Below are 20,602 nucleotides of genomic sequence, written 5' to 3'. Positions count from 1 at the left end.
TTCGGGAGTCGGGACGCTCATCGGGTGCCTCCTGCGAGTTCGGGACGGCCGGCACCCATCGGGTAGACAGCCAGGAATTTATAGGTGCGCGTATCGCGGATGGCATTGAACCAGCGGCGACATCCGGCCGCATGTGCCCAACGTTCGGCGTATTCGCCCTGCTGGTTGTCGCGGTAGAACAGGTACTGGCCCCAGGCCTCGTCGGTGAGATCGTACGGGTCCTCCGGATAGGGCACGTGGGCCTGGCCGCCGTAGGTGAATTCGTTTTCATTGCGCGGCCCGCAGTACGGGCAGTCGATGAGCAGCATGTCGTCATTTCCTCGTTAGTGAGCAACGGCGGCAGCGCCGTGCTCGTCGATGAGTGCACCGGTGGTGAATCGGTCAAGTGAATACGGGGCATTGAGCGGATGGGCCTCGCCGGTGGCGATGGTGTGGGCGAATGTGTACCCAGCGGCCGGCAGGCCCTTGAATCCGCCGGTGCCCCAACCGCAATTGACGTACAGGTTGTCGAACGGAGTCCGGCTCACGATCGGCGACGCATCGAGAGTGACGTCGACGATACCGCCCCAAGTGCGCAACACGTGCGCACGGGCGAAGATCGGGAAGAGTTCGACGGCGGCGGCCATCTGCTCTTCGATGATGTGGAACGATCCACGGTTGCCGTATCCGTTGTAGGAGTCGACACCTGCGCCCATCACCAGCTCACCCTTATGCGCTTGCGAAACGTAAACGTGCACGTGGTTGGACATGACGACCGTCGGGTGCACCGGCTCGTGCAATTCGGATACAAGAGCCTGTAGCGGATGTGACTGGATCGGCAGTCGAAACCCTGCCATTTCGGCCAGCAAGGAACTACGTCCGGCAGCTGCCATTCCGACCGACCCGGCATTGATCCGTCCCTGGGTCGTTTCGACGCCCGTCACCCGACCGGCGTCTTTGACGATGCCCGTGACTTCGCATCCCTGGATGATGTCGACGCCCATCCTGTCGCAGGCGCGGGCAAAAGCCCAAGCGACGTGATCGTGTTTGGCGATTCCTCCGCGCGGCTGCCACGTGGCACCCATGATGGGGTACCGGATGTCGTCGGAAGTGTTCAACGGCGGGCACAGCTCCTTGATCTCATCGGGCTCGATCCACGAGGCATCGATACCGTTGAGCTGGTTGGCAAACACACGGCGCTGGCTGTCACGCACTTCTTGCAGGGTGTGCGCCAGGTTCATGACGCCACGCTGGCTGAAGAGGAAGTCGTAGTCGAGTTCTTCTTGCAGCCCTTCCCAGAGTTTCATCGAGTACTCGTAGATGGCGGCGCTTTCGTCCCACAGATAGTTCGATCGAATAATCGTCGTGTTCCGTGCCATGTTGCCGCCGGCCAGCCAACCGCGTTCCAGGATGGCAATGTTCGTGATGCCGTGGTTCTTGGCCAGGTAGTACGCGGTAGCCAGTCCGTGCCCGCCGCCGCCGATGATGACGACGTCGTACGACTTCTTCGGGCTCGGGTTGTGCCAAAGGAAGTCCGGCTGTTCCGGTAGTTCTTCGGCGATTGCACTCATGAGTTCCGTCCGTTCGGCTGCGTGTTTTGCCGGCAGTGCAATTCGACCTCACGTGCCGTGGTTTCAGAGCTGACCGTCACGATTCCTCCTGAACAACGAGTGACATACAATTGATATATCAGTTACGACGATATGATCGACACCACAACAAGTCAAGAGCAGGAAGGACGGCGAATGGGGATTTCCACCTCAGCGGCCACCACGCACAACGAGCTGTCGCTCGCCGAGTCCGCCTACCGACGCGTACGCGACATGCTGATCACCCTCGAAATCCGCCCGGGCGAGCCGATCAACGAGGGAATTCTCGCGACGGAGCTCGAGGTCGGACGCACACCACTGCGCGAAGCGCTCAAACGACTGGAACACGATCACTTGGTGCAGACGTACCCGCGGCGCGGCACCTTCGCGACAATCGTCGATATCACCGAGCTCAGCAATATTTCGGAGATCCGACTGGCACTCGAACCGCTGGCCGCTCGCCGCGCGGCCGACTCTGCTTCCGAGACCGCTCGTACCGGGCTGCGGCAACTGGCGGACCGGATCGCCGCTCTCGACATGGATTCAATGAGCGCAAGCGACATCATGCGATTCGATATCGACGTCCACCGGGCCGTGTACGCTGCGACAGGCAACGGCCATTTGGAAGATGTGCTGATCCGCTACGACAATTTGGCGGTGCGGATCTGGTTCCTGGTCTTGGACAAGATGCCGCCGGTATCCGGGCATGTGCGCGGACACACCGAGCTGCTTCGTGCCATTGCGGACGGCGACGCCGATCTGGCCGTCGATCTCACGACATCGCACGTCGCGGATTTCCAGCACGCTATTCGCACCGTTCTCTAGCCTCCGGGATCATCAGCCCCGAGCGGCCCGCGCCTTCCGGGCGGTGCCGAACCGCGTCCAGTCGGCCTCCCCCGGTTTGCCCCAGACAACGACCACCCGTAGCTCGTCGTCGCCCGTGTTCACCAGATCGTGGGAGATCCCGGCCGGCGTGAGAACGGAATCGCCCGGGCCGATGTCATACACGCCGTCGGCGACGTGCATGCGTCCACTCCCGGTAATCACGAGATACAGCTCGTCGAGCGGTTCGGTGTCCGGATCGTGCGAATGCAAACCCTCGCTGGCGCCGGGCGGCAGCGTCCAGGTCTGGACGGCCACGGGCAGCCGGCTTTCGTCGAAGAAATGCCATTGCACATTCATCGATCCACTGCCGCCATGCAGCGCGTGGTCGAATGAGTATTCACCTGCACGTTCAAGCATGGGCCCTCCTCCTTTGGTATCGACGAGCTCAATCGACGGCGGCCGGCTCGTCAGTGCCCGCCAAGGCGGAGTGTCACGTGGTGGGCGGCTTTCATACAGCTTTCGCCAAGGCTGACGACGCAGTCTTCGTCCACCCGGAATCGCGGCGCAGGGATGAGCACGGCAGCCACTATCGCGCCGCGATGATCGCAGATCGGCGCCGCGACGCCAACTTCCTCGGGCGAGGTTTCGGCATAATTGACCGCGTAACCACGCTTGGCGACCTCGGCAAGCCTGTGTAAATAGTCGTCCGCCGCTGGAGCGTCGCCCAGCCCCCGGACGATGCCGCCATCAATCAACTCGCGCGTGCGGTCGGCATCCTCCCCCGACAAGAAGACCTGTACCGACGCACTGAGCGCCGTCTGATACCGCGACCCCAGGCTGGACGTGTGCTTGACCTGATGGGAGCTGGGAATCTGCTCAACGGTGATTGATTCACTGCCGTTCCACACCATGAGGGCACTTGTCTCACCGGTGGCTTCGGTCAAGTCCTGCAAGATCGAATAGCCGGCTCGGCGCACGTCGAGGTCGGCCAACAGCGGCCCGGCGATGGCGATGATGCCGAGCCCCAACCGGTACCGGCGGCTCGCCCCCTGCTCGACGATCCCCTCCCGCTCAAGCGAAGCGAGGATTCTCGAGACGGTGCTCTTATGCAGTCCGACTTTTGGAGCAATCTCGGAAACTCCGAGCTCTTGCCGGTCGGGCGCGAAGCAACGGAGAATCGCTACCGTATTCTCGATCACCGAGGGGCCACGGCCGGCACTGTCGGTTGTCGTACTTCGTCGAGGCATGCGTCGATCCTATTCCGTTCGACCGGAGTCGGCGGGCGCCCCATCCGTGTCCGAACGCCCGCCAACCGTACCTAGGCCGGGATGATGTTGTGGTCCGGGCCGAACGGGAACTTCGTGATGTCCTCCGAACCGTCCTCGCCCACGACACAGATGTCGTGCTCGCGATAGCCTCCGGCGCCCGGCTGGCCGTCGAGCACCGTGATCATCGGTTCCATGGAGACGACCATGCCGGGTTCGAGCACCGTGTCGATGTCTTCGCGCAGCTCCAAACCCGCCTCGCGTCCGTAATAGTGGCTGAGCACGCCAAAGGAGTGACCGTAACCGAAGGTCCGGTTGGCCAGCAGACCGTGGTCGATGTAAATCTCGTTCAGCTCGGCGGCGATGTCCTTGCAGACGGCGCCCGGCTTGATCAACTCCAGGCCGCGCTTGTGCACTTCGACATTGACGTTCCAGAGTTCGAGCGATCGCTCGTCGGGCTGGCCGTAAAATAACGTCCGCTCGAGTGCCGTGTAGTAGCCGGACGGCATCGGGAAACAATTGAGGCTCAGGATGTCGCCCTTGTGCACCTTCTTCGTGGTGGCCCAGTTGTGAGCGCCGTCGGTGTTGATGCCCGATTGGAACCACACCCACGTATCCCGAACCTCTTGCTCCGGAAACGTCTTGGCGATTTCGTGCACCATGGCTTCGGTACCGATGAGTGCGACTTCGTATTCGGTGATGCCCTCGGTGATGGCCGCCTTGATGGCTTCCCCGCCAAGATCACCGATACGCGCACTGTGCTTTATGACCTCGATTTCTTCGGCCGACTTGATCATGCGCTGGCGCATTGCCGCCTGCGCGATGTCGACGAGTTCGGCGCCTTCGAACGCTGCCTGGATTTTATTGCGACCCGCCAGAGGCAGATTATCGTCTTCCACTCCGAGGCGCCGCGGGTTGACGCCGCGCTGCCGCAGACCTTCCTGGATGGCATAGAGGTAGTTGTCGCGTCGCCAGTCGGTGTAGACGATGTTCTCGCCATAACTGGTCCGCCACGGCATGCCGGCATCGATATTGGCCGTGATCGTCACGGTGTCGTCGGGCGTGACAACCATGGCGTACGAGCGCCCGAAGTAGGTGAAGAGAAAGTCCGAGTAGTACTTGATGTTGTGATACGACGTCAGGATGACGGCGTCCAAGTCCTTGTCGGCGATAATCCTGCGCAGTCCGGCCAAGCGGCGCTCCATCTCGGCGTCCGAAAACGTCAGCTTCGTCTTTGACCCGTTATGCAGAACCTTCAAACGTTCGAGTTCTCCGACGTTGGTGGCCGAAGTGTTGACAGTCATGATTTCTCCTTCGTGTTGTAGTGAGTTGATTTGTCGGGAAAATTCTCAGGTCTCTCGCAACGGCTCGTGCGAGGTTTCCTTGGCGCAGAGAACCGCAGCCAGACACACGACTGCGGCCAGCATCAGGTACCAGCCCGGCGCAAGTCGTGAATGCGTGACACCGATCAATAGGGTCGCCATGAACGGAGCGGTGCCGCCAAAAAGCGCGTTCGACATATTGAAGCTGACTGCGAAGCCGCTGTAACGAATCTTGGTCGGGAACATTTCGGCCAAAAAGCTGGGCAGCGTGCCGTCGTTAAGAGTGAGCATTGCCCCCAACAGCACTTCAATGATCACGACGACGGCGAAGTTGCCGACTCCCAGAAGCATGAAGGCGGGCACTGTGAACAGGATGAAAACTACCGCTGCAGCGATCAACATCCGCTTGCGTCCGATCAGATCGGATGCAAGCCCGGTGATGAAGATGAAGCCAACGTACGTCAGCAAGGCGATTGTGGTGGCAATAAACGATTCGGTCTCGCCGAAGCCCAGTTCCGTGGTGAGATATGTCGGCATATAGCTCAGCACGACATAAAATCCGACGGCATTCAGCAGCACTGCGCACATCGCAATCACCAACGGGCGCCAGTAGTCTCGGAACATCGAAAGCACCGGTGCCTTGACGACGTCGTCGTCCTGTGCCAATTCGCGGAACGCCGGGGTGTCTTCGAGCTTCGTGCGGATGTACCGGCCGATGAGCCCCATTGGTGCCGCCAGGAAGAACGGCAGTCTCCAGCCCCAGCTCTCCATTTGGCCGGTGCTCAAGATGCCGAAAAGGAGCGCGGCTATCAGCGACCCGAGAAGCAGGCCCGTTGCGGTGCTGGCCGGAACGACTGCCGCAAATAGTCCACGGCGACGCGGGGGCGCGTATTCCACCAAGAAGGCCGAGGCGCCGGCATATTCGCCGGCGGCGGAAAACCCCTGAACGAGCCGCACCACTAGCAGCAAGACGGGCGCAAAATACCCGACCATGTCGAAGCTCGGCAACAGGCCGACGGCGAACGTTGCGAAGGACATGATGATGATTGAGATCGATAAAGACGTGCGCCGGCCGAATTTATCGCCGATATGTCCCCAGATGAACCCGCCGAGCGGCCGGACAATGAACGACACTGCGAAGACTGCGAACGTGCCGAGTAACGCCGCGCTCCCGACGGACTCCGGGAAGAAGACTGCGGAAATCGTGATCGCCAGATACCCGTAGACCGCGTAGTCAAACCATTCGACAAAATTGCCGATGAAGCTGGCAGCTACCACGCGTCGCAGAATGTTCCTCTGCCCGTCGGCGGCCTCCGATTGGGAAGCCTCGTGTCCGCTGGCGGCTGCTCCGTTGCCGTGCAACGAGGGCTGCAGCATTTCGTCGTGTGGCGGCGGGGACTTCGTGACCTTGCGCATGACTGGTCCATTCGTCGAAATGTTGCATTCAACACAACTGTGTTGCATTCAAACGTTAAGTGTGACGTGCCCCACCGTCAAGCGCCGCAGCAAAATTTATGCGTCAGTGGTACTTGCTGGGAATTTGTCGCGCAACGCGCAGCGCGACGACCAGACCGGCGATTCGCCCGGTGTTTCGCGGGTCTCCGCCGATCAGTGCAAATATCCGTTGGAGCCGGTTGTGCAGTGATTGTCGTTCCAGGTACAGCGTCCGAGCGGTTTCGGCCGTATTGCAACCGGACCGCAACCACGCCTCAAGAGTTTCCCCAAGCCTGGTGCCGCGCCGCGCATCGTGGGCGAGCAACTCGCCAAGCAATTCTCCGACCAACCGGGACTTCGAATTCGAAGACAAATTCTCGGCGATCATGCGGTCGACGACGAACCCGTCCGAGTCAAATACCTCAGCCCTACTCGCGCTCGCAGCAGCGAGCTCCAACGTCAGCCGGGCCTGCGCCAGCGAATACGCGGCACCTCGGATGCTCTCGACCATCGGTCCGATGCAAATTGCCGCGTTCAATTCGCCGATGCCGTTGCGCAAGTCGGCGACCAACGCGGCTCTCGAGCGATGCCCGCCCGCATTGGACAGCGCTACGACGGCAATTACCTCACCGGGATTCGCGTAGGGCACTGCGCGTTCGGCAGTGCGTAACAGGACGCGACCGACAAGGCTTCGCAGCCTGTTCGTATCGTTTGCCCGGGCCGAGAGCATGACGACCGGTGCGTCCGGCCTGAAGCCGGCAGGCCCACACATGTCCACGAGCGCCGATTCGCGCTCATCGGCCGCAACCGCGCGAATGAGTTCGACACCGGCGATATCACCGAGCGACGGCGGTCGCTGCTGCAAGAGCGCAAGAGCCAGCACATCGACTACACGTTCTCCGACCACTCGGGCCAGGGAGACTTGCTTCGGCACGACCACGTCCATCCGCAACGTCGCGGCAATGATTCCCCGAAGCGGAATCCCGACGTCGATAGTCTGCACCGGGGCACCGGGGTCGGCAGCTTTACCCGCGACCCCGAGCAGCTCGGTGGACAGCGTTCCCGGCACCAACAGCGATACCGACACCGCGAGCTCCGACGCAATCACTTCGAGCAGCTGACGAAGCCCCGCCCCGTTCGCCAGCTCGACGGCAACGGCGTGGGAGACGTCGTCCGCGCGCTGCAGCATGGAAACCGAATCGCTTACCAGCACGCTGTTGATCGATTCGGCCACCTCCACGAACGGAACGACGCGCCGCAGTTCGATCAGCGGCAAATCGACCTCGACGGCCGCGCGGATAAGATCGGCCGGCAGTTCCGGCAGGTCGGGCCCGGTCTCGACGCCGAGCGCCGTAACGTGGTTCGCGGCAAGCTCGCGAATATAGCGATGCCGGCGTGCGCTGGTAGCCGCGGATAACGCCGTGCCACCGGACAGCAGCAGTTCGCCGCCGCGCAAAAGCGATGCAATGTCGAGCACTTCGCTCGAATGAACCCACCGCACCGGCCTGCCGGCCAAGGAATTCGCTCCGGCGCGAACTATCGGATCGGCAGGACGCAGTGATTCATGCTCCAATACTTCTTGTAAATTCACCTACGCGACACTCCGTCAACCACATTGCACAACTTGCTTGACAGATTAGCCGTTGTCGATGTGACCGACCACACATAGGCTGGCACAAATCGACCAACGGAGGTTTCGATGACCGTGCAATTTTCCGACTCATCCACCGGAGCGCCGGATTCGAGTCCGTCCCACGACGTCGAAGATCAACTTCAGGCAGTTCCGGAAAAGTCGCGCACCACACGCGTGGGAGGTCAGTTCTGGATCTGGGCCGGAGCGAATCTCGCCCCGATCAACTGGGTGCTCGGCGCCTTGGGCATCAATCTAGGACTCGGCTTCCGAGACACGATCATCGTCATCGTGATCGGCAATTTGATCGGCATGTCGATCTTCGGGTTCTTCGTACTGCTCGGGCAAAAGACCGGGGCTACCGGCATGGTGCTGGCCCGCGCCGCGTTCGGCCGTCGCGGCGACTATCTGCCAGCCGCCATTCAAGCGCTCGTGACCATCGGCTGGTGTGCAATCAACACCTACGTCATCCTCGACCTCGTGCTCGCGTTGTTCGGCAAACTTCACTGGCTGGATCCTGCCCAGAACAACTACGGGTGGAAGATCGGCACTGCCGCCTTCTTGATGGCCGCGCAGGTGACTATCGCCTGGTTCGGCTACCGCGCCATTGCCGCCTTCGAGCGGTGGACCGTGCCGCCGACAATCCTCATCCTGATCGCCATGTCCTTGTTCGCCTGGTTCGGACTGCATATCGACTGGGGATACGCCGGCCCACCCGGACACATTCTCCACGGAACCGAACGTCTCGCCGTCATGAGTTCGGTGATGACGGTGATCGGCATCGGCTGGGGCATCACCTGGTTCACCTACGCTGCCGACTATTCCAGGTTCGTCAGCCATCGGGTGCCGCGCCGCAAGCTATATTTGGCATCGACCTTCGGCCAGTTCCTTCCGGTCGTGTGGCTCGGCGTGCTCGGCGCGAGCTTGGCAACGAAATCTCAAACCGTCGATCCCGGACAGTTGGTCGTTCAAAACTTCGGCGCACTCGCCATCCCGGTGCTGCTTCTGGTGATCCACGGCCCGATCGCCACCAATATCTTGAACATCTACACGTTCTCGGTGGCTACGCAAGCACTCGATATTCGGATCAAGCGGAATATCCTCAACCTGTTCGTCGGAGTCTTCTCGTTCATCGCCGTCATCTTCTTCATTTACCAAGAGGACTTGGCCGCGGTATTGGACAGCTTCCTCAGTTCGCTGGTCGCCTGGGTCGCCTCCTGGGGCGGGTTAATGCTTGTGCATTATTACTGGCTGAACCGCGTCCGCCCCATTGCGCCCGACCGGTTGTTCGATCCGGTCGGCACGAAGCGACTGCCCGACATCAATTGGGCGGGCGTGGCGGCGTTACTTGGCGGGATCTTCGCGACCTGGCTCTTCATGGCACAGGCGTTCAAGTCACTGCAGAGTCCGCTCGTCACGGCCATGGGTGGATTGGATCTGTCATGGCTCGCCGGCCTCGTCGTCAGCGCGGGCATCTACGCGATCTTCGGCCCCCGCACCCATTTCCGCTACGCCGCCAAGCTCGAGTCAAAATAAGGGCCGGTTCCATCACACGAGAAACGGAAAATTCATGACAATAGTTGTTGGATATGTTCCGACGAGCCAGGGAAACGCAGCTCTCGACAGAGCGATAATCGAAGCGCGGCGCGACGGCGGCCAAAAGCTGATAGTGGTCAACGCCTCCCGCAGCGACCCGTTGGAAGGCGATAAGTCCATCGCCGCTCCGGAGAAGCTGGCTCAAATTCGCAGGCAGCTTGATTTTGCGGGCGTGGATTACGACATTCGGCAGCCGCTGCGGGGCCAGGATCCCGCCGGAGAGATCGTACAGACCGCTACCGATCTCGGGGCTTCTCTCATCGTGATCGGCCTGCGCAAACGCTCCCCGGTTGGCAAGATGATCTTCGGCAGTACGGCGCAAGCGGTATTGCTGGACGCCGAGTGCCCGGTGCTGGCGGTCAAAGCCGCCTGACGGCCTGGAGCGGCTTCGACAGACGACCGGCTTCGACAGACGAGAGGACGAGCCATGACCGAGTACATGGACGAGTTGGATGCGTTCAGCTACCGCGAGAAGATCGCAGCCGGTGCCCCCGTGCTTATTCCGGCCGGGTCGATCGAGCAACACGGCAGGCACATGCCGTTGAACGTCGACGTCCTGCTCTCACGAGCCATGGCGGGCAGAACGGCCAAACAGATCGGCGCCATCGTTGCCCCGCCGATAGTCTACGGATACAAGTCTCAGCAGCGGTCCGGAGGCGGAAACCACCTGACCGGCACGACTAGCTTGGACGCTGAGACGGTCATTGCCATTGCAAAAGCGCTCGTTCTGGAGTTCGCGCGACATGGAGCCGGCAAGATCGGCATCATCAACGGGCATTTCGAGAACTATCAGTTTTTGTACGAAGGAGTGGATCTTGCCCTCCGCGAGCTTCGGCACGGCGGCACGGAAGATGTCACGGTCATGCTCTTGTCCTACTGGGACTTCGTCGATGACCGCACAATCGACGAGCTCTACCCCGACGGGTTCACCGGCTGGGACTTGGAGCACGGCGGGGTCCTCGAAACGTCGTTGATGTTGCATCTGTTTCCCGAACGAGTCGACATGACGCAAGTCGACGACGTGCCGCCGGCCGAATTGCCGAATTATGATGTACTGCCGGTGCGCCCCGAGCTCACGCCCGCGTCGGGCTGCTTGTCGTCCGGCGCAAACGCGAGCGCCGAGAAGGGTAAGCTTTTGCTCGACCGTGCGACGTCCGCTATGGCGGGCGCAATCGCTGCCGAGTTCGATCTCACCGACTCCGGCACCTGACCGCTCGCAGTTGTACACTGCGTTTCGGAGGTTCGACGTGGACGCACATGGCTGGGACGAGCGGTACCGGACGGCGCGTGCCGACAGCGGATCGCTGTGGTCGGCGGTTCCGCATTCGCGGCTTCGACAAATCGCCGACGAGCTGCCGCCGGGCACTGCTCTCGATCTTGCCTCGGGGGACGGCCGCAACGCGATTTGGCTCGCCGGCCGCGGATGGCACGTGACCGGTGTCGACTTTTCGACCGAAGGCCTCGATCTGGCGCGCGGCCACGCCGTCTCTCGCAGCGTCGACGTGGATTGGCAGCGCGGCGACGTGACGACGTGGTCACCGACTCGCGATTTCGACCTGATCACCATGACTTACCTGCACGTGAGCGAGCCCGAGATTCAGGACGCCGTCCGACGCGCTGCTTCGTGGCTGGCGGACGGCGGAACGCTGATAGTGATCGGTCACGACCGCGAAAACCTGACCCGCGGCGCCGGCGGGCCGCAGGATCCGGCCATCCTCTACACGCCCGAGCTGCTCCGCGACGCCGCAAGCGGTCTACGCATCGTCACAGCCGAACGCATCGAGCGAGATACCCGCGCCGACCCCGAAGGTCCGCCGGAGGACGGGGCCGTCGCTATTGACACGCTTCTCCATGCCCGCCATCAGGCCGCATCCGCTTGAACGCGCCCGCCGAATGAGCGTCACCGTCGCTTGAGCGGGCTCACTCCCCGATGTCCTCGTTCCAGATCTCGCCGCGCTCGGTCATCATGCGATCCATCAAATCGACGCACCGCTCATCGTCGGCCACGACAAGCTCGACTCCGTGCTCGGCCAGCAGGGCTTCGGATACCGAGAAATTTCGGTTCTCACCGATCACAATGCGCGGAATCTTGTACAGCAGGGCGCAGCCGGCACACATGAAGCACGGCGAAAGCGTCGTGTACAAGGTGCACTCCTTGTACACAGTCGCCGGCTGACGGCCGGCCCGCTCGAGTGCGTCGGTCTCGCCGTGCAGGATGGCGCTGCCTTGTTGGACTCGGCGATTGCGTCCGACGCTGAGCACCTCGCCGCCGCGGGCCAAGACCGCGCCGATCGGCACCCCGCCTTCGTCCCACCCAAGTTCGGCTTGTTCGATCGCAAGGTCGAGTAAACGGCGGTCCTCGGGGGCGAGGAACGACGTTGGATCCGATGCTGCCGGCATGAGGTCTCCTTCTCCGGGGGTCGTCTCGCACCACTATCCCATCCCGAACGCGCCGGCGGCGTATTCTGGCTGCGCGCAGACCCAACACGAGGAGGTTGGACGATGACGACTCACGATGTACTGGCAAAGTTGGATTCGATACGCGGCTGGCAAGAAGACCTCTACAAGGATCTCCATTCCCATCCCGAGTTGTCCCATCAAGAGCACCGGACTGCCGAGATCGTTCGGAAACGCTTGAGCGATTTCGGCTTTGAGGTGACGAGCGGGATCGGAGGCACCGGCGTGGTCGGGGCGTCCTGGCGAACGGCGAGGGTCCGCGCGTGCTGATGCGGGCGGACATGGACGCGCTGCCGGTTGCCGAGGCGACGGGTCTGCCCTATGCCAGCACGGCGACCGCAAAAGATGCCGGCGGTAACGACGTGCCGGTGATGCATGCGTGCGGTCACGACGTCCACGTCACGAGTCTTCTCGGGGCGGCGCAGCTACTGGCCGAGAGCCGGGACAGCTGGTCGGGCACGGTCGTCGCGCTGTTCCAGCCCGCCGAGGAGCTTGGCGACGGCGCTCAGGCGATGGTAGACGACGGCCTCGCCCACGCGACGGGAACGCCGGACGCCGCGCTGGCCCAGCACGTGCTCGCGTTCCCGTCCGGACGGCTGGGCACCCGGCCCGGTCCGTTCTTGTCGTCGGCCGACAGCATGAAGATCACCGTGTACGGGCGCGGCGCGCACGGCTCGATGCCGCAGGCCGCCGTCGACCCTGTCGTGTTGGCGTCGATGATCGTGATCCGGTTGCAGATGATCGTCTCCCGCGAGCTTCCTCCAGGTGAGTTCGCTGTCGTCACGGTCGGCAGCGTGCGCGCCGGCACCAAGAGCAACGTCATTGCCGACCATGCCGTGATCGAGTTGAACATCCGGGATTACAGCCCGGCGTCACGCGAGACGATTTTGACTGCCATCAAGCGCATCGTGACGGCCGAATGCCAGGCGTCCGGATCTCCGAAGGAACCCGAGTTCGAGCTGTTCGGCCAGTTCCCCGTCACCGACAATGACTCCGGCGTCACCGACCGGGTGGCTGCAGCGTTTTCGGACTATTTCGGCGACAGGGCATCGACACTCCCCCGGCAGACGGCGAGCGAGGACTTCAGCGACGTCCCGAACGCCCTTGGCATTCCATACACGTACTGGGGCGTCGGCGGCACGGATCCGGAAAAGTACGAGCAAGCCGAAAAGTCCGGAAGGATTTCCCAAGACATCCCCGTCAACCACTCGGCTCAGTTCGCCCCTGTCATTCAGCCGACGCTCGACACCGGAACTGCCGCGTTGACGGTGGCAGCGCTGGCTTGGCTGGGCAATTGACCCGCAGGGAGAGAGCCATTCGTCACCACTCGGCGGGGAGGAGAGACACGAGCAAGGCAATTAGTCGCTGCCCAGCAGGTCCCGTAAGGATTGCCGGTATGCGTGGAACGCCGCTCTTCCCGAGTCGGTGAGCGACAAAGTTGTCGTGCGTCCGGCCTTCTCGGATCGAACGTATCCGGCGCCTTCGAGTTTGCGGATGTGTGTGATCAAGTTTCCGCCGGTCATGCCCAGCACCTTTTGCAGGCGCGGGAACTTGATGGTGTCGCCGTCGGCCAGACCGGCCAAGCTCGCCATGATGCGTAAACGGGCCGGCGCGTGAATGACGGGGTCCAAGGCGGCCGGGGCGTCGGCACCGGCGGCCGGGACTTCGGAATCAGCGGCCACGACGTCTCCATGCCAGCGCGGCCGCAACGATGAATCCGCCTCCGCCGGCGAACGCACCGAGAGCGAGCAGCCAGACCGGTCCGGCGAACGCGCCGCCAACGGCGACTGCGACAAGCCAGCCGCCAAGGCACGTCATCAACTTGTCGACCCAGAGCGCCGATCCGAGCAAATAGATGAGCCCGGTCAACCCGATCGATCCGGCACCGGTCAAAAGCCCCATCGTCAACGGCGGCGCGCCGTGCATGCCCACTGCGAAGATGCCGAGCCACAAACCGGCGAATCCAACGCCCCAGGCCGCGCCGAACACGCGGCCGCGATAGGCGTTGACGCCGCCGAGACCCTCGGTAGCGCGTGCTGTCGACACGCTTGTCACTGCGAGTGCTGCGACAAGCAGGACGATCAGGAATCCCGTCGTCCAGCCCGCCGGGCCGACATAGGGGTCACGGGCGACAACCGTCAGCCACATCGTTCCAAGCCCGATCAGCCAGGCCAACCCCCAGGCCAAATATTGCGCTGCGGGCCGGACGTCGAGCGCCTGCCCCATGGTTTTCTGGGCCGACTCCACCAGGCGAGCGGCGCTCGCCGCATCGAAAGACGCCTCGGACGACGTCCGGCCGCTCGGCGATTCTCCGTTGCCTGTCATCTCGTTCACCAAGCCCGGCGCAGGCGCGCGGCGCAGACGATGCCGGTGGCCAAGAGGACCGCTCCTCCGCCGACTCCGGCAATGACCGCCGGTGCCAGAAAGCCGGTGAGGCCGGTGATCGCGCCGACCGCACCGGCGACGATGCACAGGGCGCCGGTCAACGTGAGCTCCCGGATCCGGTAGAGGCGTGCCAGGGGCAGGAAGTGGATACCCATGACCGCCATGATCCAGGCGATGATGTATTCGGGATGTTCGAGCTTGCCGAGCGTGATTGCGCCGCCGAAGGCGAAGACGACCTCGAACCCCACTGCGGCGTAATACACGGTGTTTGCGCGTTTGGTGTTCGTTTCGTGGACGCTTTGTCCGCCCAATCGGCGGCGGGCCGTGAAGCACACGATTCCGAGCGCCAGGCCGGCAGCCATGCCGAAGGCGAGCGGGACCTGCAATGCGGCCATTTCGGCTTGGTGTGCCCAGCCGAACCACGCGATTGCGGCGATTCCCATCACCATGCCGTTGGCGGCGACGTCTTTGCCGTGTGCCTTGCCGACGAGGAGATCGGGTCGGCTCGCCGGCCGCGCATCTTGGCGGGTCTGCTCCGGACGGGCCGTCATCGAAGCGGACGGCTGAATGTTTGCCATGGCAGCTGCTGACTTGTTCAAGGCTTCCCCCGTAGTTTGTGGTGCAAACTTGAGTTAAGTTTGCACCACAAACTTAAAATGGGCAAGCGAATGACTACCAGTTTCTGCGGGTTTCAGCGCCGGGCACGCCATTCGCCGGCGAGCAGCGCGTACTCGAATCCGTCGACCCATCCTTTGCTCCGGTGTAGCGAATCGGCCACGTAGTGCGCTTCGCGCCGCATTCCGACCCGTTCCATCAGCCGCCACGAGGGCTCGTTATCGGCAAAACACAGGGCCGTCACCCGGCGCAAACCGAGCTCCTCGAAACAAATGCGGATCATTTCGGCAACTGCTTCGGTCGCGTAGCCCCGGCCGGTATAGCCCGGATCCAGACACCAGCCGAGTTCGGCCTGAGTCCGACGCGCTTGCTCGACGACCTCGTTTTGCGCCCAAGGATCCTCAATATCGATCTTGCCGTCGCCGATCACCGTTCCGCCATGCTCGATGACGAGGGTTCGGCCAAGCCGGAGCGGATCGGTGAAGCGCACTCGGTGTTCGTCCGCACTCGAGGATAAATACGTCATCCAGCGGCAGACGGCTTCGAGCCGGTGGTACCCCCACGTCGCATCCGCATCGGACGCGGTGGCCGGCCTGATGGTCAACCGGTCGGTACTCACCGGCCAGTCGAGATCGGCAAGATCCATTCCGCGCACAGGCTGCCGAGGTCTGTCTCGTTCGGTCATGGCTTCAGTGTTTCATCCGGCAACCGGCACTTCATCCGATTAATGTCGGACCGGCTTGCCATGATGGACGTATGACAGCCATTGAACGCCCCATGCCCCCGCTGAACGCCGACGAACGCATAACGCTTGAAGGTTGGCTCGATTTTCACCGGGCCACTCTCGCCATCAAGTGCGAAGGCTTGGACGACGAGCAGGCCGCGACGGTCGCGGTGCCGCCGTCCGGCTTCACTCTGACCGGCCTGGTCCAACACCTGGCCGAAGTCGAGCGGAACTGGTTTCAGCGGGTCTTCGCCGGTGCATCCGCTCCGCCGATTTACGATCCGCAGGCCGACCCGAACAGTTCGGACGGCGGGTTCGACCTGGCCGCCGACGCTACCCTGGGCGGCGCGCTCGACACGTGGCGGGCCGAGGTGGAGAGCGCCCGCCAGGTTTGCGCGGCGCACTCGCTGACCGACACGGGCACCTTGATGGGCCAAGAGGTCAACCTCCGCTGGATTTACGCCCACATGCTCGAGGAATACGCCCGGCACAACGGCCATGCCGACCTGTTGCGTGAACGCATCGACGGCAAAACGGGCGTCTAACCGCGCAGCCGATCGCCCCGGCCCCCGCCGAGTGGTGGCGAACGGTCAACGGCCCCGCGCCGAGTGGTGGCGAGTGGCTGCGAAATCGGCGATTTCGCAGCCATTCGCCACCACTCGGCGGACGGCTCAGAGGTCGAGTGAACCCCCTCGGCCGCGCACAGCCTCCGCCGGCTGCGTACCGCTCCGTCAGCTGTTCACCGCGATGATCTCGTGCTGGTACGGGGCGATCACGTGCGGCGAGACGCGGCAATCGAGAAGCAGGAACTGCCGTTCGGACGCCGGACGCGCCGCCCAATCCGCGAGGGCGCTCAGGTCGTCGAGCGCCCCAACCGCCACGCCGTCGGCACCGAATCCGCGCGCAACCGCGGCAAAGTCCACCTGCGGAATCCGCATGGGCTCTTCGGCGAGACCTTTGAGCCCGTAGAGGTTCACTTCGGCGCCGTAGGCGGTGTCATTCCAAACGACGGCCATTCCGCGTCCGCCGGCCGTGCGGACCGCGGTTTCCAGATCGGCCAGCGCCATCAGTCCGCCGCCGTCCCCCGTGGTGAGCACGATTGTCGATTCCGGGTGCGCGGCTGCAGCTCCGGGCACACTGGCAAGGCCGAGCCCGATCGACTGGAAGGCCGTGCCGACCATCATCATCCGGTCCGGCGACGCGACCGGCCAATACATATTGGCCCACCCGATGAAATGTCCTCCGTCGGAGACGACGACCCGGTCGTCGGGAAGGAGTTCGCCGATCCGGTGGGCCACGTTGCGCGGATCGAGGCGTCCGTCCGGCGCGACGTCGTCGCCGCGGTCCCGCTCGCGCAACGGAGCGAAGTCAATGCTCTCGCGCCAGCCGGACGACGGCGTCCCGTCGAGCCGTGCCGCGAGGCCGGCGGCGGCCGATTTGGCGTCGGAACGCACGAAGTCGGTCACGCGGTCGTTCGTCGCCCGGTCGCCGATATCGATCTGGACGACGCGCGTGCCCGGCGCGAAAAGCGAGCCGAATCGGGTGGTGAACTGGTTCAACGACGCGCCCAGGACGACGGCGACGTCGGCACCGTGCACGAGCGCCATGGCTTTTTCCTGCCCGAACCCGCCGGCCACCCCGAGGTCGTAGCGCGAGTCCGGGAAGCTTCCGCGGCCCAGCGCGCTCGACGCCGTGACGGCTCCGGTCGCTTCGGCAAGCCGGCCCAGTTCGTCGCTCGCCCCGGACAGCCATGCGCCGTGCCCGGCCAGGAGGAACGGGCGCCGAGCACCGGCAAGCAGTTCGGCGACGGCGTCCAGCGCGGCGTCGTCGCACGTCGGCGGTTCCGGTAGGGACACCGCCGGAAGCTCGCCCGTCCCGACTGCGGGCGCGGCGGCCAGATCATACGGAATCGCCAGCACCGCGGCGGTACGGTTTGTCAGGGCATGTTCGATGGCGGTGAGGGCGGTCGTCGCCGGATCCGTGGCCGAGAGCGTGAAGGTCGCGGCTCCGGCTGCGGCGGCCATGCCGGTCTGGTCGACGTCCCACGGCCGCGGGCCGGACGTCGGCGCGTCTCCGACCACGAGTAACAGCGGCGTGCGTGCTTGCACGGCTTCGGTCAGTGCCGTGATCGTGTTGGTGAAACCGGCCCCGTAGGTTGCAGTCGCCACGGCGAGCCGTCCGCTTGCCCGGTAGTACGCGTCGGCGGCCACGACGGCACCGGCCTCGTGCCGGACGGCGGTGAAGCGCACCGCGTGAGCGGGGTCACTCAGCAGCGCATCGAGCAGGTAGGCGTTGCCATTGCCCATCAGTCCGAAACAGTCGGTGACGTGGGCGGCCAGCGCGCGGGCTACTTCGCTGGAGACGGTGCGATCGGACGGGCGAATGGACTGGGACATGGAATGATTCCTTGCGTGACAAAACGGTGATGGCCGTATATGTCTGACGCGTCGCGCCTATCGCCCCTTTTCCGAGCAACGGCACCCGTCAACGGGTACCGGACGCGTTCAAGATATCACGCAACGGGCAATGATTTCACGGCGTCCTTCAATACGGTGGCAGCCGCTTCCAATCCCTCGATGCGGCCGAGTGAGACGTCCTCATGCTCGATGTTGACGGCGATGTCCGGGTCGATTTCGGCAAGCGCTGCCAAGAAGTCCGCCCAAAATGACGTGTCGTGCCCGCGGCCAAGCGCCACGAAGTCCCAAGCCGAATCCTCCGGCCACGCGTTGGCATATTCGTCGCCGCCCAGATTTGTGCGTTCCTCGTCCGGGCCAAGCCTGCGGAACCTCTCGTCCAACACGCCATAGATTGCGGCATTGTCGTTGATCCGCACGTCCTTGGCCGCCGCATGGAAGAGCAGTGGGCCGAGGTAGCGCACGGCGGCGACGGGATCCATCCCCTGCCAGAAGAGGTGGCTCGGGTCCATTTCGGCTCCAATGTTCAGCCCACCGGTCCGCTCGACGAGCCGCTTCAACGTTGGCGGGTTGAACACGAGGTTTTGCGGGTGCATCTCGATGGCGACCTTGACGCCGTTATCGGCGGCGAGCGCGTCGATCTCCTTCCAAAACGGCACCGCTACTTCGTCCCATTGGTAGTCGAGCACGTCGAGCGATCCGGAATTCCACGCGTTGACGACCCAGTTGGGCACGCTCGCGCCGGGCTCGCCGCCCGGCAGGCCGGACATCGTCACGACCCGGGTCTGTCCAAGCACGCCGGCCGCGCGAATGGTGCGGCGCAGGTCGTCGGCGTGTACGGGGCCGATGGACGGGTTCGGGTGCAAGGGGTTGCCGTTGACGTTCAGCCCGGCCAGCTCGATCCCCTTTTCGTCGAACAGTCCGAGGTAGTCGTCCCGTGCGGCCCGGCTTACCAGGATGTCGTCGATGGGAAGGTGCACGGGCGGCAAGAATCCGCCGGCGTTGATCTCCGCCGCGTTCAGCCCGAGCGATGCGATCACGTCGAGCGCCTCCGGCAGTGGCCGGTCGTGCAGGATCGCGGTATAGATTCCGAGTTTCACAGTTGCACCTTCTTTCCGTTGGCCTGAGCGGAATCGGCGACCGCCGCCAGGATTTCCATATTGTGCACGCCTTCGTCGAACGAGGCGCAGCGCGGTAGCGAGTCGGCCTCGTCGATCCCGGCGACTTCTTCGAGGAAGGAGCGGGCTTGGTAGACGAATGCCTCGTTTTGGCCGAATCCGGTACCGGGCGCGTCCATGGCCAGGCCGCCGCCGAGATACGGGTGCTCGGGGCCGAGGATGACCTGACGGAATCCGTTGGTGCCGGGGCGGTCGTCGTCGATGAACAATTGGATCTCCCCCGGCCTGCGCTGGTCGAAGACGGCGCTGCCGTTTTCGCAGAATACTTCGAACATCAAGCCGTTCGGGTGGCCCGGCGCCACCCGGGAGACTTCGAGGGTGCCGATACCGGTGGCGAATTCCGCTGCATAGGAAGCGACGTCGTCGTTTTCGACGGACACGTAGCTGTCGCTGACGGCCACGTGATCGTGCCCGGTCACGGCGCCGAGCGGTTCCGGCCTCTCCGTGATGACGGTGCTGAATTGCCCACCGCTGACGGATTTCATTTCGCCGCAGAGGAATTCGGCAATATAGGTCAGGTGGCTGCCGACATCGCCGAGAGCACCGGTGCCCGGCCCGCCCTGATAGCGCCAACTCATCGGAGCGCGCGAGCTCGTTGCATAGTCGGTCCAGTATCGGCCGCTGAAGTGGCGAACCGATCCGAGCGTGCCGTCCCGGATCAGATCGCGAATGAACGCGATTCCCGGCGTCCGGCGGAAGGTGAACCCGACCCGCGCCGCGCCCGGCGCCGTGCGGGCGGCGTCAGCCATGGCTCGGGCGTTTGCCAGCGAATCGCTGAGCGGCTTCTCGCACAAGACATGTTTGCCGGCTTCCAGCAGCCCGGTGACGACGTCACGGTGCAGAGAATTGGCGATGACGACGCTGACGACGTCGATGTCGTCGGCTTCGGCGATCGCCTGCCACGACGAATCGGTGCGCGCATATCCGAACCGGTCGGCCGCGGCACGCCCGAAATCGGCATTGACGTCGCCGATCGAGACGAGCCGGATCGGCGGCAGCACCGATTCGTAAACCGTGGACGCCGTCCGGTACGCGGCTGCGTGCGCGCGCCCGGCCATTCCTGCGCCGATGACGGCGATTCCGAGGCTGTCGGCCATGAAGTTCTCCTTTGACATGAGGATGGCGCGTATTGGAGCGCTCCATTTTGAAAACAGTATTATTGTCGTTATGACCTGTCAATGGTTCTTCA

The 20,602-nt window shown here is 63.5% G+C and carries 23 protein-coding genes; 8 read left to right on the top strand and 15 right to left on the bottom strand.

Annotated elements, in window-relative coordinates:
* Nucleotides 1–17: 17 nt before the first annotated feature.
* Both BJY26_RS07395 and BJY26_RS07390 read right to left on the bottom strand, forming a co-directional pair.
* Nucleotides 18–308 carry a sarcosine oxidase subunit delta gene (locus tag BJY26_RS07395; protein WP_179426990.1) on the bottom strand — a complete coding sequence of 97 codons (291 nt, stop codon included), beginning with the start codon at nt 306–308 and terminating at the stop codon, nt 18–20.
* Nucleotides 309–323: 15 nt separating this feature from the next.
* Nucleotides 324–1,550 carry a sarcosine oxidase subunit beta family protein gene (locus BJY26_RS07390; protein ID WP_179426989.1) on the bottom strand — a complete coding sequence of 409 codons (1,227 nt, stop codon included), beginning with the start codon at nt 1,548–1,550 and terminating at the stop codon, nt 324–326.
* A 174-nt stretch (nt 1,551–1,724) separates the two neighbouring features.
* Here BJY26_RS07390 and BJY26_RS07385 point away from each other — a divergent pair, with 174 nt between their 5' ends.
* Complete coding sequence (locus BJY26_RS07385; protein ID WP_179426987.1) at nt 1,725–2,393, top strand: GntR family transcriptional regulator; 669 nt, start codon at nt 1,725–1,727, stop codon at nt 2,391–2,393.
* 12 nt (nt 2,394–2,405) lie between these two features.
* Here the strand turns inward: BJY26_RS07385 and BJY26_RS07380 are convergent, their stop codons facing one another.
* The 5 genes from BJY26_RS07380 to BJY26_RS07360 all read right to left on the bottom strand — a co-directional run bounded on the left by BJY26_RS07380 (nt 2,406) and on the right by BJY26_RS07360 (nt 8,005).
* Nucleotides 2,406–2,810, bottom strand: a complete 405-nt coding sequence (locus BJY26_RS07380) for a cupin domain-containing protein (protein WP_179426985.1) — start codon at nt 2,808–2,810, stop codon at nt 2,406–2,408.
* A 50-nt stretch (nt 2,811–2,860) separates the two neighbouring features.
* Nucleotides 2,861–3,640 (bottom strand): IclR family transcriptional regulator, encoded by a 780-nt coding sequence (locus BJY26_RS07375; RefSeq protein WP_179426984.1) that lies wholly within the window; start codon nt 3,638–3,640, stop codon nt 2,861–2,863.
* 71 nt (nt 3,641–3,711) lie between these two features.
* Nucleotides 3,712–4,962, bottom strand: a complete 1,251-nt coding sequence (locus tag BJY26_RS07370) for an aminopeptidase P family protein (protein WP_179426981.1) — start codon at nt 4,960–4,962, stop codon at nt 3,712–3,714.
* A 45-nt stretch (nt 4,963–5,007) separates the two neighbouring features.
* Nucleotides 5,008–6,357, bottom strand: a complete 1,350-nt coding sequence (locus tag BJY26_RS07365) for an MFS transporter (RefSeq protein WP_179429843.1) — start codon at nt 6,355–6,357, stop codon at nt 5,008–5,010.
* A gap of 142 nt (nt 6,358–6,499) precedes the next feature.
* On the bottom strand, nt 6,500–8,005 hold the full coding sequence (locus BJY26_RS07360; protein WP_179426979.1) for a PucR family transcriptional regulator: 1,506 nt from the start codon (nt 8,003–8,005) through the stop codon (nt 6,500–6,502).
* A 108-nt stretch (nt 8,006–8,113) separates the two neighbouring features.
* Here BJY26_RS07360 and BJY26_RS07355 point away from each other — a divergent pair, with 108 nt between their 5' ends.
* Genes BJY26_RS07355 through BJY26_RS07340 form a run of 4 tightly spaced genes read left to right on the top strand, consistent with a single transcriptional unit; the run spans nt 8,114 to nt 11,520 of the window.
* The gene (locus tag BJY26_RS07355; protein WP_179426977.1) at nt 8,114–9,580 is read left to right on the top strand and encodes a purine-cytosine permease family protein; all 1,467 of its coding nucleotides are present in this window, start codon (nt 8,114–8,116) and stop codon (nt 9,578–9,580) included.
* A 34-nt stretch (nt 9,581–9,614) separates the two neighbouring features.
* The gene (locus BJY26_RS07350) at nt 9,615–10,013 is read left to right on the top strand and encodes a universal stress protein (RefSeq protein WP_179426975.1); all 399 of its coding nucleotides are present in this window, start codon (nt 9,615–9,617) and stop codon (nt 10,011–10,013) included.
* Nucleotides 10,014–10,067: 54 nt separating this feature from the next.
* Nucleotides 10,068–10,850: a creatininase gene (locus tag BJY26_RS07345; RefSeq protein ID WP_179426973.1), complete on the top strand. Its 783-nt coding sequence runs from the start codon at nt 10,068–10,070 to the stop codon at nt 10,848–10,850.
* A gap of 37 nt (nt 10,851–10,887) precedes the next feature.
* Nucleotides 10,888–11,520, top strand: a complete 633-nt coding sequence (locus tag BJY26_RS07340) for a class I SAM-dependent methyltransferase (protein WP_218852319.1) — start codon at nt 10,888–10,890, stop codon at nt 11,518–11,520.
* Between the two features lie 40 nt (nt 11,521–11,560).
* Here the strand turns inward: BJY26_RS07340 and BJY26_RS07335 are convergent, their stop codons facing one another.
* The gene (locus BJY26_RS07335; protein WP_179426971.1) at nt 11,561–12,040 is read right to left on the bottom strand and encodes a nucleoside deaminase; all 480 of its coding nucleotides are present in this window, start codon (nt 12,038–12,040) and stop codon (nt 11,561–11,563) included.
* 102 nt (nt 12,041–12,142) lie between these two features.
* On the opposite strand from BJY26_RS07335, the gene BJY26_RS19535 reads away from it, so the two are divergent.
* Entirely contained in the window at nt 12,143–12,367 is a 225-nt protein-coding gene (locus tag BJY26_RS19535) for a hypothetical protein (protein WP_308191261.1), read from the top strand.
* The gene (locus BJY26_RS07330) at nt 12,367–13,395 is read left to right on the top strand and encodes an amidohydrolase (RefSeq protein ID WP_308191264.1); all 1,029 of its coding nucleotides are present in this window, start codon (nt 12,367–12,369) and stop codon (nt 13,393–13,395) included. The genes BJY26_RS19535 and BJY26_RS07330 overlap by 1 nt, the downstream gene beginning before the upstream one ends.
* A gap of 60 nt (nt 13,396–13,455) precedes the next feature.
* Here the strand turns inward: BJY26_RS07330 and BJY26_RS07325 are convergent, their stop codons facing one another.
* The 4 genes from BJY26_RS07325 to BJY26_RS07310 all read right to left on the bottom strand — a co-directional run bounded on the left by BJY26_RS07325 (nt 13,456) and on the right by BJY26_RS07310 (nt 15,782).
* Nucleotides 13,456–13,779, bottom strand: coding sequence for a transcriptional regulator (locus BJY26_RS07325; RefSeq protein WP_372465382.1), 324 nt, complete (start codon nt 13,777–13,779; stop codon nt 13,456–13,458).
* Nucleotides 13,769–14,422 (bottom strand): ABC transporter permease, encoded by a 654-nt coding sequence (locus BJY26_RS07320; protein ID WP_179426969.1) that lies wholly within the window; start codon nt 14,420–14,422, stop codon nt 13,769–13,771. Before BJY26_RS07320 ends, BJY26_RS07325 begins: the two co-directional genes overlap by 11 nt.
* A gap of 5 nt (nt 14,423–14,427) precedes the next feature.
* The gene (locus BJY26_RS07315) at nt 14,428–15,060 is read right to left on the bottom strand and encodes a hypothetical protein (protein ID WP_179426967.1); all 633 of its coding nucleotides are present in this window, start codon (nt 15,058–15,060) and stop codon (nt 14,428–14,430) included.
* 113 nt (nt 15,061–15,173) lie between these two features.
* A complete protein-coding gene (locus tag BJY26_RS07310; protein WP_237249059.1) occupies nt 15,174–15,782 on the bottom strand; it encodes a GNAT family N-acetyltransferase in 609 nt (202 codons plus the stop codon).
* A gap of 71 nt (nt 15,783–15,853) precedes the next feature.
* Between BJY26_RS07310 and BJY26_RS07305 the strand changes: the two genes are divergently transcribed.
* Nucleotides 15,854–16,366 carry a DinB family protein gene (locus BJY26_RS07305; protein WP_179426965.1) on the top strand — a complete coding sequence of 171 codons (513 nt, stop codon included), beginning with the start codon at nt 15,854–15,856 and terminating at the stop codon, nt 16,364–16,366.
* A gap of 186 nt (nt 16,367–16,552) precedes the next feature.
* Here the strand turns inward: BJY26_RS07305 and BJY26_RS07300 are convergent, their stop codons facing one another.
* From BJY26_RS07300 to BJY26_RS07290, 3 genes are all read right to left on the bottom strand, one after another.
* Nucleotides 16,553–18,217, bottom strand: coding sequence for a thiamine pyrophosphate-binding protein (locus BJY26_RS07300; RefSeq protein ID WP_179426964.1), 1,665 nt, complete (start codon nt 18,215–18,217; stop codon nt 16,553–16,555).
* A 116-nt stretch (nt 18,218–18,333) separates the two neighbouring features.
* Nucleotides 18,334–19,335 carry a sugar phosphate isomerase/epimerase family protein gene (locus BJY26_RS07295; RefSeq protein WP_179426962.1) on the bottom strand — a complete coding sequence of 334 codons (1,002 nt, stop codon included), beginning with the start codon at nt 19,333–19,335 and terminating at the stop codon, nt 18,334–18,336.
* On the bottom strand, nt 19,332–20,510 hold the full coding sequence (locus BJY26_RS07290) for a Gfo/Idh/MocA family protein (protein ID WP_179426960.1): 1,179 nt from the start codon (nt 20,508–20,510) through the stop codon (nt 19,332–19,334). The genes BJY26_RS07295 and BJY26_RS07290 overlap by 4 nt, the downstream gene beginning before the upstream one ends.
* Between the last annotated feature and the right edge of the window lie 92 nt (nt 20,511–20,602).

The organism is Spelaeicoccus albus (genome assembly GCF_013409065.1).
GTDB lineage: Bacteria > Actinomycetota > Actinomycetes > Actinomycetales > Brevibacteriaceae > Spelaeicoccus > Spelaeicoccus albus.
This window is presented reverse-complemented; position numbering and strand designations above follow the sequence as displayed.